18 protein-coding genes are annotated in these 16,475 nt (G+C 44.2%); 10 read left to right on the top strand and 8 right to left on the bottom strand.

The genetic code is table 11. The features are described 5' to 3' along the window. Nucleotides 1-2: 2 nt before the first annotated feature. The gene (locus tag J4N40_RS17570) at nucleotides 3-458 is read left to right on the top strand and encodes a serine protease external chaperone (RefSeq protein WP_025767689.1); all 456 of its coding nucleotides are present in this window, start codon (nucleotides 3-5) and stop codon (nucleotides 456-458) included. Between the two features lie 146 nt (nucleotides 459-604). Here the strand turns inward: J4N40_RS17570 and J4N40_RS17565 are convergent, their stop codons facing one another. The 3 genes from J4N40_RS17565 to J4N40_RS17555 all read right to left on the bottom strand — a co-directional run bounded on the left by J4N40_RS17565 (nucleotide 605) and on the right by J4N40_RS17555 (nucleotide 3,553). Continuing rightward, the gene (locus J4N40_RS17565) at nucleotides 605-1,534 is read right to left on the bottom strand and encodes an SRPBCC family protein (protein WP_115386685.1); all 930 of its coding nucleotides are present in this window, start codon (nucleotides 1,532-1,534) and stop codon (nucleotides 605-607) included. Nucleotides 1,535-1,671: 137 nt separating this feature from the next. After that, the gene (locus tag J4N40_RS17560; RefSeq protein ID WP_054576761.1) at nucleotides 1,672-2,913 is read right to left on the bottom strand and encodes a sensor histidine kinase; all 1,242 of its coding nucleotides are present in this window, start codon (nucleotides 2,911-2,913) and stop codon (nucleotides 1,672-1,674) included. After that, nucleotides 2,885-3,553 (bottom strand): response regulator transcription factor, encoded by a 669-nt coding sequence (locus J4N40_RS17555; protein ID WP_250654621.1) that lies wholly within the window; start codon nucleotides 3,551-3,553, stop codon nucleotides 2,885-2,887. Before J4N40_RS17555 ends, J4N40_RS17560 begins: the two co-directional genes overlap by 29 nt. A gap of 89 nt (nucleotides 3,554-3,642) precedes the next feature. Between J4N40_RS17555 and J4N40_RS17550 the strand changes: the two genes are divergently transcribed. From J4N40_RS17550 to J4N40_RS17535, 4 genes are all read left to right on the top strand, one after another. Then, entirely contained in the window at nucleotides 3,643-4,842 is a 1,200-nt protein-coding gene (locus tag J4N40_RS17550) for a DUF5666 domain-containing protein (RefSeq protein ID WP_115386686.1), read from the top strand. A 149-nt stretch (nucleotides 4,843-4,991) separates the two neighbouring features. Then, nucleotides 4,992-5,288, top strand: coding sequence for a hypothetical protein (locus J4N40_RS17545; protein WP_115386687.1), 297 nt, complete (start codon nucleotides 4,992-4,994; stop codon nucleotides 5,286-5,288). A 271-nt stretch (nucleotides 5,289-5,559) separates the two neighbouring features. After that, nucleotides 5,560-6,192 (top strand): hypothetical protein, encoded by a 633-nt coding sequence (locus J4N40_RS17540; RefSeq protein WP_225473152.1) that lies wholly within the window; start codon nucleotides 5,560-5,562, stop codon nucleotides 6,190-6,192. 3 nt (nucleotides 6,193-6,195) lie between these two features. Continuing rightward, nucleotides 6,196-6,474: a hypothetical protein gene (locus tag J4N40_RS17535; RefSeq protein ID WP_080996836.1), complete on the top strand. Its 279-nt coding sequence runs from the start codon at nucleotides 6,196-6,198 to the stop codon at nucleotides 6,472-6,474. Nucleotides 6,475-6,950: 476 nt separating this feature from the next. On the opposite strand, the gene J4N40_RS17530 is transcribed toward J4N40_RS17535, so the two are convergent. Continuing rightward, entirely contained in the window at nucleotides 6,951-8,000 is a 1,050-nt protein-coding gene (locus J4N40_RS17530; protein WP_115386688.1) for a Preprotein translocase subunit SecY, read from the bottom strand. 439 nt (nucleotides 8,001-8,439) lie between these two features. Here J4N40_RS17530 and J4N40_RS17525 point away from each other — a divergent pair, with 439 nt between their 5' ends. Both J4N40_RS17525 and J4N40_RS17520 read left to right on the top strand, forming a co-directional pair. Beyond that, complete coding sequence (locus J4N40_RS17525; protein WP_005388493.1) at nucleotides 8,440-8,901, top strand: hypothetical protein; 462 nt, start codon at nucleotides 8,440-8,442, stop codon at nucleotides 8,899-8,901. A 93-nt stretch (nucleotides 8,902-8,994) separates the two neighbouring features. Then, nucleotides 8,995-9,468 carry a copper chaperone PCu(A)C gene (locus tag J4N40_RS17520; RefSeq protein WP_005375841.1) on the top strand — a complete coding sequence of 158 codons (474 nt, stop codon included), beginning with the start codon at nucleotides 8,995-8,997 and terminating at the stop codon, nucleotides 9,466-9,468. A gap of 340 nt (nucleotides 9,469-9,808) precedes the next feature. Here J4N40_RS17520 and yegD read toward each other — a convergent pair whose 3' ends face one another. The 4 genes from yegD to J4N40_RS17500 form a co-directional block, all read right to left on the bottom strand. Continuing rightward, nucleotides 9,809-11,161, bottom strand: coding sequence for a molecular chaperone (gene yegD, locus J4N40_RS17515; protein WP_115386689.1), 1,353 nt, complete (start codon nucleotides 11,159-11,161; stop codon nucleotides 9,809-9,811). Between the two features lie 121 nt (nucleotides 11,162-11,282). Continuing rightward, nucleotides 11,283-11,906 carry a hypothetical protein gene (locus J4N40_RS17510; protein WP_005375837.1) on the bottom strand — a complete coding sequence of 208 codons (624 nt, stop codon included), beginning with the start codon at nucleotides 11,904-11,906 and terminating at the stop codon, nucleotides 11,283-11,285. Between the two features lie 324 nt (nucleotides 11,907-12,230). Beyond that, entirely contained in the window at nucleotides 12,231-12,551 is a 321-nt protein-coding gene (locus J4N40_RS17505; RefSeq protein ID WP_115386690.1) for a DOPA 4,5-dioxygenase family protein, read from the bottom strand. A 396-nt stretch (nucleotides 12,552-12,947) separates the two neighbouring features. After that, the gene (locus J4N40_RS17500) at nucleotides 12,948-13,142 is read right to left on the bottom strand and encodes a hypothetical protein (protein WP_147289583.1); all 195 of its coding nucleotides are present in this window, start codon (nucleotides 13,140-13,142) and stop codon (nucleotides 12,948-12,950) included. A 65-nt stretch (nucleotides 13,143-13,207) separates the two neighbouring features. Between J4N40_RS17500 and pdhA the strand changes: the two genes are divergently transcribed. From pdhA to J4N40_RS17485, 3 genes are read left to right on the top strand one after another with little or no spacing between them, the layout of a single operon-like run. Next, nucleotides 13,208-14,302: a pyruvate dehydrogenase (acetyl-transferring) E1 component subunit alpha gene (gene pdhA, locus J4N40_RS17495; RefSeq protein ID WP_025998586.1), complete on the top strand. Its 1,095-nt coding sequence runs from the start codon at nucleotides 13,208-13,210 to the stop codon at nucleotides 14,300-14,302. Next, nucleotides 14,295-15,278 carry an alpha-ketoacid dehydrogenase subunit beta gene (locus J4N40_RS17490; RefSeq protein WP_017634235.1) on the top strand — a complete coding sequence of 328 codons (984 nt, stop codon included), beginning with the start codon at nucleotides 14,295-14,297 and terminating at the stop codon, nucleotides 15,276-15,278. The genes pdhA and J4N40_RS17490 overlap by 8 nt, the downstream gene beginning before the upstream one ends. Next, nucleotides 15,275-16,423 (top strand): dihydrolipoamide acetyltransferase family protein, encoded by a 1,149-nt coding sequence (locus tag J4N40_RS17485; RefSeq protein ID WP_005375831.1) that lies wholly within the window; start codon nucleotides 15,275-15,277, stop codon nucleotides 16,421-16,423. Before J4N40_RS17490 ends, J4N40_RS17485 begins: the two co-directional genes overlap by 4 nt. Nucleotides 16,424-16,475: the final 52 nt, after the last annotated feature.

Genomic DNA, 16,475 nt, shown 5'->3' with positions numbered 1-16,475 from the left:
ACATGAAATACAAATCATTTTCTATGCTGGCTCTCGTTATCATGACGTCGAGTGTATACGCTGAGCAACAGCTCTCTCAACAACCTGCACCAGAACTGTTTGTGCCATCAGAAGCGGTTGAGATTAATGGCCAAGATTATCGAAAAGTGCAAACTGGCACTGTTAGAACCCTATCTGAAGACGTAAAACTTCAAGCGGGTGATGAGGTGTTTAAGAATGCGTTTAGTAACGTATCCAAAGCCACTGGACTGGTTTATATCACCGTAAACAATCCTAACGAAGCGAAAGCAGTCGCCAAAGAGTTAAAATTAGAAGTTATCTTCGCAGAAGGGGAATCAGCGGTGTTAAAAGCATCTCAAGATCAAGATCTGCTAAGTATTAGCGACTACCTAAACGCAGACAGCCGGGTAAAAGCGTCTAAAATTGAACTAAACAGCGGTAAATACCGTGCACAATAATTCTCTAACAAGAGAAGTTGGCCTGTAAAACCATGCCTCAGCGATTGCTGAGGCATTTTTATGGGTAGGAACAGATACGCTATTATTCTTTAGTAACATTTCGCATAACTAGTATGATACCTAAACACCCTACTCGCCTGCGCCTGTCATTTCTTAAACAAAATAATTTCCGTTCTTAGCTCTTCTTCCGTGGTTTCCTTCGGACTATTCAGATAGCGTTCGATTCCTAAAGGACTGGTTTTGACTTTCATACCACTCTGATGAACCAAGTTCATCGCTAAAGCCCATGCATTTCCCAAAAACTGATATTCACCTCGGTGTTCAACGACAAATGTTTCACTCTCAGGAATGGTACCGGTAACCGCCCCTTGAGGCGCTGGTACTGAGTTATGAAGAGGAAAGCAAGTGATAAACTCGAATGTACCTTTCTGCATATCCATCGACTGGTAATAACAAAACAATTCACCATTCACGGATAGGGTTTCGTCACTAATTAACTGTTCTAGTTGCTGAACATGCTTATCAATTACCGAACCTAATTCCTGCAAGCTAGCCACACCCTTGATCCCAATATAATGAATTTGAGGCAACGTTCGGTTCCCAATTTCGACTAAGTCTGAATGCACTCTTCCGGTTTCAAGCTTACTTTTAAGCATGCGTAACCCACGTTGATAATCCATCTCTATCATCGACTTAAACATACTTTTCAGAAAGAACAGATACCAAGGGACGCGAGATTGCATTTGCCATTCGACTAAACAGCCATTTTGTGACGGCGTCACGATTAGAGTCACCTTTCCATGGCTCTTGATTGGACGAAAGAAATGCAGCTCCATATCTAATCGATGCTCTTGAGTACTTTCCAGTACAATCGCGCCAGTCCCAATACGCTGACCATTCCATTGATAACCAGCTCCAACGTGGCCCTGATTATCACTGAATGTCAGCTCGCAGCTTGGTTCAAGAATGATCCATGGTGACCAGCTGGGCCAGTGTTTGAAGTTCTTGAGATAGCCAATAATTTCACTTTGATTCTTATTAATTTCAATACTTCGGCTGACCTGATAAGAGAGCATAACGGTTCCTCGAGTTTCCGCTTCACTAACTTCAGTCTAATTCAAATTCCAGTTTTTTCTTGTTTGACTGCGGGTTAGATGCGTACGACAAGAAAAAGCCAGAGCGTTAAGTCTCACTTGAATCAATACGCACAAAGCTAAGAGCAGAACTCCACTTTTGCACTAAATCGAACACCATCATCGTCCAGTACTAACGCCCACCCCATCCGTTCACATATTCGTTGTACGATAACAAGCCCACAACCATAACCAGCGTTGTACGTCTCGTTGCCATCGTGACGGTTTAGGATCTTAAGCGCATGACCTTTCAACTCAATTTCAATATCTCCCACACTATAGCTAAAGGCGTTTTTAATCAGATTGTTGATTACAATGGTCACAAAACTCTCCGGTGCATTCACGACACCACTATGTTGTTCGTGCAAAGCGTAGTTCGAATCTTGCTTGGCAAATAAAGGAGCCAGCTCTTCCAGTTGTTTTTGTAAACAAGTAAGAAGCTGATGCTCTCCGTAATGCTGAGGCTCTATTTTCTCTTTACCAAGTAAGAGAAACGCTTCTGTCAGTACACGCATCTCGTCACAAGCTGACTGCATCCTCGTGATGGCTTTTTGCGCAACTCGAGGTTGATCAGGAAGACGCGTCAGAATGTCTGTTGAGCCTTTAATCACCATGATTGGCGTTCTCAACTCATGCGATGCAAAACGGCTAAATTCTTGTTCTCGTTTGAAGTAGCCCGCGATATCGTTCTTATTATCCAGCAAAGTCTGCTCTATCTGGCGTGTTTCGCTGAACTTAGTTTCAACTTGGAAAGCGGGTTGATCCGGTGACATTTGGCTAATTTTGTCTTCAATTTGCGCTAATGGCCGAGACAATATTCGCACCATGTAAATGCCATACCCAACCATGACAAATGAAAACAAACCACCGAGCAGCAGCGTAAACTGATGCAGCGAGCTTTCGTATTCGTCCAAGTAATCATCTGAGTCATCTTGAAATACAATGTACATAAGCCCCTTCCCTGAGGGATGGTTCAATACAACAAAGTGTTTATCTTCTTCACCAAGCAGGTATTCGTAAAAACCAGGTGAAGTAAAAGAGAGCAACCAATCCGGTGTCGGAGCTTCACTCCAATATGAGTTGAACTCCAATACGTTTGGCAATGGCGCATCCCAGCCCTGTTTCTCGAAATTCTCACTATAAAGCGCAGCTTCAGTATCGAGCCAGTGATGTAAACTCAGCACTTCCAGTTTGTTTTCTGCCACATAAATCAGCGACCAAAAAAGAGTAAACATCACAAACGTCATGACCCCAAAACCCCAACGGATCTTGCGATAAATGCTTGGATATTCGTTATGCTTTAAGTCGGTAACCTTGTCCATGAATAGTCTCTAATCGTGATTCTTCAAAACCTTTGTCTAGCGCGGTTCTTAAACCGTAAATATGGCTACGAAGTGCATCACTTCCGGGTGGTTCGTCTCCCCACACACTATCGATCACTTCTGTGCGCGAGACCGCTGCTGGAGCACGTTGGAGGAGCAATTTTAAAATTTTAGTTTGAATTCGACTCAGCTTAATTTCTTTGTCTTTTCTCGTTACTTTTCCTGTACGCGCATCTAAACAAATATCTGCAAATTTGAGCGCTCCGATATCTTGTCTTGGACCACGATTAGCCAAAGCATGAACACGCAAACTGAGATCTTCCATCGCAAAGGGCTTCATTAAATAATCATCTCCCCCCGCTTTAAAAGCCGCGATTTTGTCATCTAGCGTATCTTTTGCCGTTAGGAAGAGAATTGGCGTTCCACATAACTTATCTTGTCGAAGCTTCTGTACCGTACTGATGCCATCGAGCTTCGGCATCATGATATCCATGATGATTACATCGTAATGATTTTCCTCGATTAACTTAATCGCAGCCTCTCCATGAAACGCACAATCGATAATCATGCCTTCTAGCTCAAGATAGTCTGCAATCGTCTCCGAGACGTTATGGTTGTCATCTACAATTAAAATTTTCATAAAATCACATTTCTTCACGATCTCTTCACGATATGCCCAATAAGATACAGGCAATTTCCTAAACTCGCTCGTAAATTGAGGTTAATACAATGAAAAAACTCGCTCTTATTTCTGTAGTAGGTTTGGCATTGTCTGGTTGTGGTGGTTCAGGTGGTGGCAGCAATAGCGATAGCACATCAACTCAACCAGCAGTGAAACCAAGTGTAGCGATTGGCTCTGTTGAAGCGGTCAACGCTGAAGAAAGCACGTTAACCGTCAATGGACATACGTATCGTGTGTCTGAGGTGGTTTATGACGACACACAAGTGCAATTGGCCGATGTAAAACCAAAAATGGTGGTTCGCGTGGGGTCAGATATTCAGCAAGCTTCGGACAATGGCGTCCGAGTCACACTTGAACCAACCATTACAGGACGTGTCACAGCGATTGATCATGTGAAGAAAACATTTACGGTAAACGGCGTAGAGCTGCAGTTTGACGATTTAAGTGATGATATAGAAGTCAACGACTGGGTAATGGTGTCATCATTGCCAACTGCTGATGCGGGTTATCGAGTGTTGTCTGTGGTCGAACTCGACGTAGATAACGATTACCCAGTACTTGATAACGACTACGAACTGGAAGGCCGTATTACCAGTATCGATGAAAATGCTGGAACATTTAAGTTAGGTGGAAAAGTAACGGTGGCATATAACAACATTAGCCAACTTAGCATCGGCCAATGGGTGGAAGTAGAAGGTGAAATGCAAAACGGCATCTTCATGGCAAATGAGGTAGAAGTTGAAGGCTACGACGTCATAAGCAATGACAGCGATGTGGAAGGTATCGTGACTTGGGTTGCAAATGACTACAGTGAGTTCTCACTAAACTACCGAGGTGCATTCTTCATCGATAACGCAACACGATTTGAAGATGGCAGCAAAGCGAACCTAAAACAAGGCCAAGAAGTGGAAGTAACGTCTGTCGTGAAAAATGGCAAACGCATCGCTACCGTTATTGAGTTTGAGCAACCAGACTTTGACGATAACAACCAATGGCAAGGTAAAGAATTTGAATGTGAAGGATACGTATCAAACTACGATGCTGAAGCAAGAACATTTGAAATCGAGCATTGTGAGAATGATGCTGATCAAGTACTAAGTAACACCACCGTTGTGATTGATGCACAAACACGCTTCCAAGGCATTGAAGAACTTAACCTAAATGGTGCTCGTGTCGAAGTCGAAGGTGTGATCATTAACGAGCAAAATATTGCCCGTGAAGTGGAGTTAGACGTTTACGACTACTAATCCCTTCTACGCTTAAGAAAAAGTGTCACTTCGGTGGCACTTTTTCTTTTCACCTTACTTTGCTTCCCAAGCTCAAACCAACAAATTCTCAGCCAAAGCCTTTTCTCTCCGTTACACTTTACCTATGTTTCACAACATTGGTGACGAATATGAAAAAACGCAACCTCATTTTGTTAATCTTGTTTTTTGGTTCAGCCACGAGCTTAGCTAGCGTTATGGATCCTGACTGCGATGCAGAAAAGGCAGCTAAAGCCGCTGCGACAAAAGCCGTGGTTGGTGTTGGGGGTCGCTGTACGCCTAAAGAGGCACTGAAAGATACCGCAGTTGATGCAGGAAAAGACAAATTGCCAGATGAAGGGGTGGCGGGTAAAGCTGTTGATGCAATGACACCGGAAAAAGAGAAGAAAACGGTGAAAGACGTAACCAAAAAGCTCAATAACGATTGATACCTACATCATAGATGTTTGAGCGTAGAAAACATTTTCCTAGAATAAAGTGGCGATTTACCAGTTGTTTGAAGCACACGTCTAATCTTGGTTTTTCATATTCAAAAACCTGCATTTGACCACACACTATTTTTACTACACAAGTTCAAAAATTAGTAATAATTCCTCCTAACTTTGAGACTTTGAGCCTAACGAGAAATGTAACAACTTGCATACAAGTCACTTGGCTATATTGTACACATACTATATATCGAAGAAAGGAGGTTTAACGATGGTTAGAGGTTATAGTGAACAGACTCTAAAAGCCGAACCTGTAGTTCAATTGGCGGTACTGACAGGCTTAGATGCCGATTTGAACTTCATCAGAAACAACAGAGAAAAGGTTTTGCCTATAATCACAGGTGTCATTTTGTATCGACAGCTCAATAGACGCGACCAAAGAAAAGTCCTTGAGCAGGCACAGGCTTTAGGGAATTCGAAATTTTTCGGTAAGATTCAAATGCTGGTAGCGCAAAGTATTGCCAAGCCAATGTGGAACCCTTGGAGCCTATCAGATGGTGAGCTGCGCCAGTATTTTAATACTCATAAAGCAGTTGCAAATTTCCTTTCTACATGGTTTATCACCATCGATATTAAACTTGAGGTCGGCTTTATGGCAGCTGTTATATACGCACTATCAAAAGGTCAAGGGGCTGCATTGATTAAAGAAATGGCTTCAGTGCACATCGCTGAAGAGACTTTCAAAAAACTCAGCCTCTCATCAACTGCACAACAAGCTGGCGCGAGAGCATTTTTTGTAGCTGTTATTCTCGCTAGTGTACTCAAAGGCTTTAACGAGGCAGATGCGCTAGCTGCAAAGAAAGAGTTGTTACGACGTAACATGCTTGGAATAGAGGATTTGTAAGCTATGTTTTGGATACTGGGTCTTTTAGTTTCCTTGTTTATCATGTACTCGGATTACGCGCATTACTTCTATACCAAGCGACATGGAAAGAAATCTAGGGTTTCTCGCTTATTTAGCTTGTTGATCACGGTAACGCTTCCTATGATTGCGACTACCGAGATTTTGAACGATCTTAATGTAGAGAAAACCAGCTACCAAGTGTGTGTAGTTTTAGTCTCAGCTTTAGTTGGCCTTCTGGTCTGCTTGTCGGAACAGTATCGTTTTAAGTCAGAAAGAGATTAGTGGTATCGGGTTGTCCAGCTATCACCAAAGGCATCAAATTGGTGCCTATTTTATTATTGGTTTATTAATAACTGATCTGGCGAGTAAGGCCGGTTCGAATATCTTCTAACGTTCACCCTCGAGCACGAGACCGCTATCATGACTTCTTTAATGAAAAAAAGAGAGCCTTTTGACTCGGGGATTTAGAGCTCTTGGACGTCTGAATGCGCATAGTTCATACCCTCTATTGAGACGTCGGAATTATTCGCTGTACCGTGATAGAAAATTATTTATGTATTGAAACACATATACCTTGCTCGTGAATATCTAGCCGTCTCGGACATCTCAAATCTAACCTCAACTTATATCCAAATGAATTTGTAGTTTGTATCACCAACTGCTCATAGTTTATTTAACAATTAACAACGAGTTCATGGGGAGCTAATACAAAAAAGAGCGCCGATTGACGCTCTTTCCGAACTTTAATAGATAACCAATTATGCGGTCTCTGCTTCACCTATCCAATGATAATGGTGGTTGGCTTTTTTCCCCACTAAACCGAGCTCTGCCAATTCTTCAAATACCTTGTCTACCTCTTCCGCAGACAGCCTAAACTGTTTAGCAACGGCTTTTTTGGTGCACGTAATTTGATGCGTTTTAAGTGCATCGCTAACTTGCTCTAACAAGGTTTTCGGTTCCTTTGGTTCTTCTGGCTCCGGCGCTGCTGGTATTTCTTGCTCTACTTCCTCTTTTATATGAGGAAGATAACCCGCAGGCGCTGGGTCTATATCGCGAACTGTTTTCAATATCATGCCCTCATTTCTGCGATAGAAATATCGGAACCGTTGCTCTTCACCAATCAAGCCAACAAAAAATGCAGCAAAGAAGTCCAAAAGAATCGAAAGAAATACAACCAAGCCAAGCTGAGCTTGCTGAGAGGTGGTACCAAATGCGTTAGCTAGACTATCAATTAAACCAATCACTGAGCCTTGCGTCACCGGCGGTAAACTATCACGCTCCATAGCCAAGCGTTGCTGCTCTTCACGTAAGGTTTTGTTTTGCTCCTGGATGCGAGTTACACCAGTCGCGATACGTTCCATCTCGATGTATTTCTGCGCTGCCATATTGTTGAGCTCAATCTGCTTATCGATTGCCGCAATCTGACGATTAAACGCTTCCACTTTCGCCTGCTCTACCGAAATATGACTTTGTGCACTATTGGTTGCACTATTAATCCCACCAATACTACCGCCAATGGAAATCGCAGCTAAGACTAAATAAAACACGAGAGCGGTTGCTGCTCCTGTGTAGTTGCGATGGGCTCGGCGCTCACCGTATTCATACCAAGCGTAAAATTTACCTGCTTCAAAAACGATCGCTAAACCACCAAATAAGGTTTGCATCATCGGGTTTTCGTCGATAGACAAAAACAGCAATAGAGAAAAAATAGTCGATGCTAAAATCGCAGCACCGGTGAATGCATATACACTCACCATGGCAAATCGACCTTTAGGGTATCGATATCCAATCTGTTGTTCGTATTTCATTTGAGAAATTTCTTAAGATTAATCGCCCCTCCGACTAAGCAGGACGGACGTTTCTGGCATGTACAAAGGAGCGCAGAATACCGTATCCTTTATTAAATTACTGTCATAATTCCGTTAATGGAAAACAAGTGAAGATTCGGTGTGCATTTTGAATCGATATCAGCCAAATCTAGCACGTAAAAACACCACCACGACACCCACTAACCGAAGCTTCAGTGACATATAAGAGAGATTAATTCGGTATCTTCAGAAGCGACTAAGCAAGACTGACAAGTTGAATTGGAGGTTGTGAATGTCAGCCGAATCAAGACATTAAAGCGTTAAAAATAGGCAACAAAACAAATAATGCACACTTGCATCACCTTTTAGTAAACTGATAATTACATTGTTTGGTTAATTTGTTAGTATCCCGCGCCGAAGAAGATAAGCACTCAATTGTATGGAAAACACTCTAATACAGCACAAACACCATCGCTTGCACGCTATTGCGGTTATTATCGCGGTGTTGTTTCAGTTGTATTTAGCGTCCACAGCCGCTCTTAATCCTACACAAGTTCACAGCACAACTTGGCTCAACAAAGTCCAAAGTGAAAAGGTTTTACTGTGTACCGCAGATGGTTTCAAATGGGTGGATATCAATACGTTGATTGAGGCTAACGCTCAATCTTCTTCTAAGCTCATCCAAGATCTTAACTTACACGACGGCTTCCAGTTTGAATGCCCGCTTCTTCAAGCTGTTCAATTCTTTCTTTTAGTTGCGATTGGGCTTTACCTGACAACCATCCATTGGCTGCGCCGAGTAAAGTATGCACTGACGACTTATCACTTTTCAAAATGCGATAAGCTCGTTTACAAACACATCGCGCCTAAGCACTCTCCGCCGAGTGTTTTTCCTGCCTAACAGGCATCTAATCATTGACAACTTTATTCAAAAATAACGATGACTCTGTTTGTTGTCCATTCAGAGAAGCTATTAATTCAAAAGGAAAAACACATGCTTAAATCATTAAAAACCGCCGCTATCGCGCTTATTGCTGTCATCGCTAGCCCACTGAGTTTAGCGCACGATTATGAAGCAGGAAAAATTCATATCGACCATCCATGGAGCCGCGAAGCGCCACCAAACGCACCTGTTATCGGTGGTTTTTTTCAATTAACCAACCACGGTGACAGTGAAGATGCATTGATCGCAGCAGAAAGCCCAATCGCAGGGCATGTCGAAATTCACACGCATAAGAAAGAAGATGGTGTGATGAAAATGATTAAGATTGACGAAGTGCGCGTTCCAGCCAATGACTCAGTGTTGTTTAAGCCAGGCAGCTTCCATTTAATGATTTTTAACCCAACACAAACTCTTAAAGAAGGCGACCGCTTCCCTATGACGTTAACATTCAAAAACGCGGGTAAAGTGGAAGTAGAAATGGCGGTTGAAAAACAAGGTCACATGGAAAAACACATGCACCATTAATGACGTAAACAAAAGTGCCCGCTGATTTAGCGGGCATTTTTATCTCAGCTTAGTCAAAATCATTATTCCGGTAGATCCTAACTCGACTCTTCAGAATAATGGTGATGAATAACGCTCGGCGAAACGGGGTCACATATCATAACAGCGTGCTCGGGCAAGAGATTCTAAATCACGCTCGTCCCTCGCTATTCAGAATGACCTTGAAAGACTTAAGATCCTAAAAAGGTTCCCTACCCGCTTAAAACTCAACCTCTCGACAAAGTTCTTCAACCATCACTTGGCAAGCCTAAATGAAATCATAAGTTTGGCAACAAAGACCCACGGTTAATCAGCTTTCTTTCTACTTGAAACAAACCTCAGCCCAACGAGCTAAGCCGGCAGTTACTGAGCCAAAATAGTTTCCACTGACAACCGGAATACTTGGCAGTACGGTTTGCACCGCATCGCGCAAGATTGGCGAGCGTGCCGAACCTCCAGTCATAAAGATAGCATCGGGTTTAACTCCAGCTTGCTCTACCGCTTCTGTCACCAACGCCGTCATTTTATTCTTTGGCGACTGGATCGCTTCGATCATTTCGTCACGTTGTACATCAACTTCAATCGTTTCTGATAGTAAGTTGATGCCAGTTCGGTAAGAAGCTTGTTCTGAAAGTGCCACTTTTGCCTCTTCGGCACGGCGAACAATGTTGTAGCCTAAAGACTCATGATACACCTCTAGCAAACGAGCAAGTTTTTCTGGCTCTTGAGCCTGCTTTTGAAGCAACTTTAACGCTGATAGGTTCTCTCGCGAATAGAAGTCACTCTGCGCTTCTACATTATTGATTGCTATCGGGTTCCAGAATTGGGTAGTCGGCATCACAATGCCTGACTCCATTTTACTTCCCATGCCAAAAGGGAACATGAGCTGCTTAAATGCTAGCGCGATATCAAGATCATTCCCGCCGACACGCTGGCCACTGTGAGCTAACAAGCTTGCGGTCCTATCTGCTTTGCCGCGCCAAGACGGTCCCATTTGGATCAACGAACAGTCCGTTGTACCACCGCCAATATCGACTACTAGAATGATTTTATCTTCGCTGAGTGTCGCTTCATACTCTAGGCCCGCCGCGACAGGCTCAAACTGAAACTCCACATTTTGGAAGCCCGCACGTTTCGCTGCCCGCAACAAAATGCGTTCAGCCTGAATGTTAGCCGTTTCACCGCCACGCCCATGAAAGTTAATTGGTCTGCCGATCACAGCATCGGTAATACTTTGCTGCGCATCGTTTTCGGCTTGAGACTTAATATTGTCCATCATCGCGCAGACAAGGTCTTCGAAGAAAGCCAATTGCACATCACGCAAGCCAGATGCACTAAGAAAAGACTTCGGCGATTTCACATAATAGATATCGCGAGGATCTTCCAAATAGAGATTAAGTGCAGCCTGACCAAACGCGATGTCGTCGGATTCTAAGTCAATACTTTCTTCTCGGTTTAAATTGATTGCCCGGCGTAAAACCTGCTCACCAACTTGATCTAATGGTTTAATATCTCGATGGCGAAATAAATGCTCGGATACCGATTCACGAGTCGGTGCAGCAAGGGTGGAAGGAATAAAAGGGCTGTTTCCTTCTAGATTAAGCAGTACTGGATCACCCGATTCCATTTTAGCCACTGAACAGTTTGCAGTACCATAGTCAAAGCCGATAAACATTGTTTCTCCCACTGTCCCACTGATTAGTGGCCTTTTGACCGTTAAAAAGCTGGCAATGCTAACTTAATGGCATAAGAATTACTATCCCAAAATCAAGTGTAATTTAACGTGGAAAATCTATCTAAGGTACACTACTTTCTCTTTTTGCAGATGGCACAACAACCGCTACCAGTAAAGCTAACAACAGGAACACGGGGCTAAGCATTAATCCATGCCAGATTGAATACCCATCATGGAACAGCCAGAATATACCAAGCGTCAGTAGGTACGAAAAGTAGCTGCAAAACACCAAGCTAATCGCGACAAAGCGCTTTTGATTAATAATAAGAATCCGCACTAGATACTGGCTAAGAATACCAGAGCAGCGCATGGCAAGTTGCCAATTAATGATAAAGAAAGCAAGCGCAATAAACCCAGCTACGACCAGTGCATCATGCGTACTTAAAATGAAGTAGCTACCAAATCGGCTTATGATGACCGGATAATCGCCTTCGTATATCGTTGACCAAGATATTGCGTTCGCTGCTGCTACGTAATTGGCAAAATAAGCAATGGCGTAGAAAGTTGTTTGAGAACTGAACGGCTGAAATACATCCGTACAAAATCCTCGCCACTCTTCTTTGTTGGCGGTAGGCCCAACCCAGTCACGTTTTTTTTGGGCGGTACGCCCGGCAAACTCAGGCCCGTTGCGAAACAACAGCCAAAATATATAGAGTGCAAGTATAACCAAGAGTATTGAAAACATACCCTTCCCCCTCAGAAATTATCGGCGCCACTGCCAATGGCGTTGGGGTCGTAAACTGCACTTCCCTGCTATACCTATTTGATTTATCAAAGACTTATTATTTTATTACCACCAAAATTCATTCAACGGCATACTATACAGCGACATTTTCACGCTTTGTGTGAAGTTCGAAAGCCTACTTTTAGGTTTAGCACAAAAATAGCTACAGCAAAGCGTAAGAGAGGGATTCCGCACCCATCAATGAAGATGAGGCGTTAAGCAGAAGCTGTGACCGCAATGAGAAGAGAAGGATTCAAAGCGGCCATGCATGGGCAAGAGGAGCAACTATTTCTCTAACTTTTCTTCAAATACACCAATCTCTCTGCCCAACCAAATCGCGTGTTCTGTGTGATCGAGCAACTCTTCTTCGCTTACTGGGTGAATAAGCACAGAAAAATCGCCTCGAATCGTATCAAGCCACGCCAAGAACTCTTCACTCAATGATTCTAGGTGAATTTCAAACATCGGCATCTTGTGTGGGCCAACTAACCTTCCAACTAATGGAAACACACGCAGCACATCTTGACGCTCTTGACGGATGATCTCGTTCAAGGCTTGCGCTTTATCTTGTTCTCTTAGGGGAAAATAAACATGAGCGTGGTACATAACTTCTCCATAATCACTTCCACTTGAGCACCACCTACTTTGGATAAGCTCAAGGACTGCCGAGGGTATACATTTGTAATGCCGTCACCCTACCTTGATTCCACTCAGTTGGGAAGAAGTTATGCATTCTCATAAGGTCGAGGCTTCGAGCACAACAAAAATTTGCAATTCATCATATAGCAACTGTTTGAGTTGATTCATTAATAATGACTCACTTTGTCAAATTTTACAGCCAAATTTTGTTGCAAATATGTTTCATTAACCAGTAATTAAATTCGAGTTTAAAAATACCACCAACAAGATAGCAGCATATTACTCTGCAAAATCAGGGTGTAAGCAAAACTTTACTACTGAGCGAAAGTCAAAATGAAGCATAATTTAACAATTTGTTTACACTTATTGTATCTGGCTATACCACGATTTAGTTAGAGGGTTAGATACAGAAAAGCCTTTCTCTGTATCTTGCGGTGAAATATTCGCAGCGATGTTATCGACAAATAGTTTAAGGGACGAACAGATGCCTACCGCTATCGAAAGCACACGCAACCTTAGGTATGGCCTTTGCGCTGATATCAGAGTTTGAGTACCCATACAAACTCTGGTTTTGTATGAACAGCTGCAGTCCAAAAGACCCGCAGCGTCAAAAGGAGCTTGAGATGAACGTTCAGGCATTACCCATGCATCGGTTTATCGACCATCGTGGGGACCTAGTCGGCCAACTACCCAACTGGGCTGACACTGAAACATTGGTCGGGTTTTACCGAGATATGGTATTAACTCGCACTTACGACAACAAAGCAGTTGCCTTGCAACGCACCGGTAAGCTAGGGACCTATCCCTCACACTTAGGCGCGGAAGCCATAGGCATTGCGGTCGGCAGAGCACTTAAAGCCGATGATGTGTTTGTTCCTTACTACCGCGATATGCCTGCGATGTGGTGTCGTGGCATTGGCATGGAAAAGAACCTTCAATACTGGGGTGGCGATGAGCGCGGGAGTGATTTTGCTCCTGAAGGCAGTCCGGTTCCTAGCCGAGACCTTCCCTACTGTGTACCCATAGCGACGCAATGTACGCATGCTGTCGGGGTGGCTTCCGCGCTAAAAATTCAAGGTAACCATGAAGCTGCGCTAGTGATGTGCGGCGATGGTGGTACATCCAAAGGGGACTTTCTTGAGTCAATAAACTGCGCAGGTACTTGGAATATTCCACTTGTTTTCGTCGTAAACAATAACCAGTGGGCAATTTCAGTTCCGCGTAGTCTCCAATGTGCCGCCGATTTCTTATCAGAAAAAGCGCAAGGTGCAGGTATACCGGGTATTACTGTCGATGGTAACGATGTCGTCGCCGTTTATGATGCAACTAAAACCGCCCTTGAGAGAGCAAGAAAAGGGAAAGGTGCAACACTCATCGAAGCGGTGAGTTACCGACTGAGTGACCACACTACGGCCGATGATGCGACTCGTTATCGTAAAGAAGATGATGTTCAAACTGCATGGCAATACGAACCTATCGCACGTCTTAAAACGTACCTCCTTAATCAAGGCGCTTGGAGCGACGAACAAGAACAGCAATGGCTAGATTACTGTAAAGAGCAAGTAGAGTTAGCTGTTGAACGCTATCTGAGCTTACCGCCACAAGCACCAGAAACCGGTTTCGATTATTTGTATGAATCGCTACCTCAAGAGCTTCATGCACAAAGAGATGAACTCATCAACAAGGCAATGAGAATGCAGGGAGGCAGACATGGCTGAGCTAACGTTGGTTGAAGCAGTAAACCTTGCCCTGCACCACGAAATGCAACAAGACCCCAATGTTGTCGTACTAGGTGAAGACGTGGGCGATAATGGTGGTGTATTTCGTGCCACTGTTGGACTCAAGCAAGAGTTTGGTCTTAAACGAGTCATCGATACGCCACTCGCTGAAGCCTTAATCGGCGGGGTTGCGGTCGGTATGGCAACGCAAGGATTACGACCTGTCGCCGAATTTCAGTTTCAAGGTTTCGTTTTTCCTGCGATGGAGCACTTAATGTGCCACGCAGCTCGAATGCGTAACAGAACTCGCGGTCGGCTCACTTGTCCCGCGGTTTTTCGTGCGCCATTTGGCGGCGGTATCCACGCTCCGGAACACCACTCAGAAAGCGTGGAAGCGCTATTTGCTCACACTGCTGGATTTAAAGTGGTGATTCCTTCTTCTCCACAACGCGCATACGGCTTACTTCTCGCTGCAATTAGAAGCAATGATCCCGTCATGTTCTTCGAACCGAAGCGCATATATCGCACCGTTAAATCTGAAGTCGTTGATAACGGCGAAGCACTCCCACTCGACACCTGCTTCACCTTACGTAAGGGGCGAGATATCACGCTCGTTACTTGGGGCGCATGCGTCGTAGAGTCACTTCAGGCCGCACAAACCTTGTCTAGTCAGGGAATTGAAGTCGAGGTGATTGATTTGGCGAGTATTAAGCCAATTGATACCGCGACGATTTTCAGCTCACTAGAAAAAACTGGACGTTTACTCGTTGTTCATGAAGCGAGTAAAACTTGTGGTGTGGGCTCTGAGCTATTAGCTCGAACCGCTGAACATGCCATGTGCTTACTTAAAGCCCCACCTAAACGAGTAACTGGAATGGACACCATTATGCCTTATTACCGTAACGAAGATTATTTCATGGTTCAGGAAGAAGACATTGTGACCGCGGCGCGCGAACTCGTGGAGGATTGGAAATGAAGACGTTTAATTTACCCGATCTCGGTGAAGGTCTCGCTGAGTCAGAAATTGTCAAATGGCACGTTAATGTCGGAGACATGGTTAAATTAGATCAAGTGATCTTAACCGTAGAGACAGCAAAAGCGACGGTAGACGTCCCTGCCCCCTACTCGGGCCGTGTGGTCAGCCGTCATGGTGAGGAAGGTGAAATCGTCAATATTGGTGCATTACTGCTAGAGATTGATGAAACAGGTGCCGGGAGAGAAGTAACGGCAGAGAAAAAAGCCACTGCTGACGCCGCAACCGTCGTCGGTAGCGTTTCTCACCAAGCGCATCATGTTAACGTTGATGATTTCTGGATTGGTGGCAACCACAACACGACAGAAAGTAACCTCGTTACCGCCCTGCCTTCGGCTCGCTTGTTGGCACAAAAACTTGGGGTAGATCTTAACCTCGTGTCAGGTAGTGGCCCGAACGGACTTATCGTTGATGCCGATATTTACGACGAAGCCGGAAAACAGCGTCCAGGCACCGAAGTTTTGAAAGGTGCTCGACGTACCATGGTATCGTCTATGACCGAATCGCACGAACATGTTGCTGCCGTAACTATTACGGAAGAAGCGTTGTTGGAAGATTGGCTGCCAAACGAAGATATCAGTATCCGCCTTGTTCAAGCGATTGTTCATGCGTGTCAAGAAGAGCCTGCTTTAAACGCTTGGTTTGATGCCGAAACCATGACACGCTGTGTACACACAACGGTCAATGTAGGAATTGCAGTAGATAGCCGTCATGGATTGTACGTACCAGTCTTGCGCCACGCAGATGAATACGAGCCACAAGATGTTCGTCGTTGGCTCGATCAAACCGTTGAAGGGATCAGAGAGAGAAAAATCGGTCGTGAGCAATTGCAGCACGCGACGATTACGCTTTCCAACTTCGGCGCGATTGCCGGTATTTACGCAACACCTGTCGTCACACCGCCACAAGTCGCTATTGTAGGCGCGGGCCGAATACTCGACCGAGTTGTGATAAGAAATGGTCAAGCAATTTCGGTGAAAGCAATGCCGCTATCCGTAACGTTTGATCATCGCGCTTGTACTGGTGGTGAAGCTGCAAGGTTTACGAAAGTACTTGCAGAGCACCTGCAACGTCCGAGCGAAAAGTAACTTATAAAAATCAAATGATAAAGGCTTCCAGTCCGGAAGCCTTTTGTTTTAG

Source organism: Vibrio sp. SCSIO 43097, from assembly GCF_023650755.1.
GTDB lineage: Bacteria > Pseudomonadota > Gammaproteobacteria > Enterobacterales > Vibrionaceae > Vibrio > Vibrio alginolyticus.
This window is presented reverse-complemented; position numbering and strand designations above follow the sequence as displayed.

Bases quoted from the DNA above. Each gene is read 5' to 3' on its own strand.
- J4N40_RS17570 (WP_025767689.1), top strand. From the start codon at position 3: ATGAAATACAAATCATTTTCTATGCTGGCTCTCGTTATCATGACGTCG.
- J4N40_RS17565 (WP_115386685.1), bottom strand. From the start codon at position 1,534: ATGCTCTCTTATCAGGTCAGCCGAAGTATTGAAATTAATAAGAATCAA.
- J4N40_RS17560 (WP_054576761.1), bottom strand. From the start codon at position 2,913: ATGGACAAGGTTACCGACTTAAAGCATAACGAATATCCAAGCATTTAT.
- J4N40_RS17555 (WP_250654621.1), bottom strand. From the start codon at position 3,553: ATGAAAATTTTAATTGTAGATGACAACCATAACGTCTCGGAGACGATT.
- J4N40_RS17550 (WP_115386686.1), top strand. From the start codon at position 3,643: ATGAAAAAACTCGCTCTTATTTCTGTAGTAGGTTTGGCATTGTCTGGT.
- J4N40_RS17545 (WP_115386687.1), top strand. From the start codon at position 4,992: ATGAAAAAACGCAACCTCATTTTGTTAATCTTGTTTTTTGGTTCAGCC.
- J4N40_RS17540 (WP_225473152.1), top strand. From the start codon at position 5,560: ATGGTTAGAGGTTATAGTGAACAGACTCTAAAAGCCGAACCTGTAGTT.
- J4N40_RS17535 (WP_080996836.1), top strand. From the start codon at position 6,196: ATGTTTTGGATACTGGGTCTTTTAGTTTCCTTGTTTATCATGTACTCG.
- J4N40_RS17530 (WP_115386688.1), bottom strand. From the start codon at position 8,000: ATGAAATACGAACAACAGATTGGATATCGATACCCTAAAGGTCGATTT.
- J4N40_RS17525 (WP_005388493.1), top strand. From the start codon at position 8,440: ATGGAAAACACTCTAATACAGCACAAACACCATCGCTTGCACGCTATT.
- J4N40_RS17520 (WP_005375841.1), top strand. From the start codon at position 8,995: ATGCTTAAATCATTAAAAACCGCCGCTATCGCGCTTATTGCTGTCATC.
- yegD (WP_115386689.1), bottom strand. From the start codon at position 11,161: ATGTTTATCGGCTTTGACTATGGTACTGCAAACTGTTCAGTGGCTAAA.
- J4N40_RS17510 (WP_005375837.1), bottom strand. From the start codon at position 11,906: ATGTTTTCAATACTCTTGGTTATACTTGCACTCTATATATTTTGGCTG.
- J4N40_RS17505 (WP_115386690.1), bottom strand. From the start codon at position 12,551: ATGTACCACGCTCATGTTTATTTTCCCCTAAGAGAACAAGATAAAGCG.
- J4N40_RS17500 (WP_147289583.1), bottom strand. From the start codon at position 13,142: ATGGGTACTCAAACTCTGATATCAGCGCAAAGGCCATACCTAAGGTTG.
- pdhA (WP_025998586.1), top strand. From the start codon at position 13,208: ATGAACGTTCAGGCATTACCCATGCATCGGTTTATCGACCATCGTGGG.
- J4N40_RS17490 (WP_017634235.1), top strand. From the start codon at position 14,295: ATGGCTGAGCTAACGTTGGTTGAAGCAGTAAACCTTGCCCTGCACCAC.
- J4N40_RS17485 (WP_005375831.1), top strand. From the start codon at position 15,275: ATGAAGACGTTTAATTTACCCGATCTCGGTGAAGGTCTCGCTGAGTCA.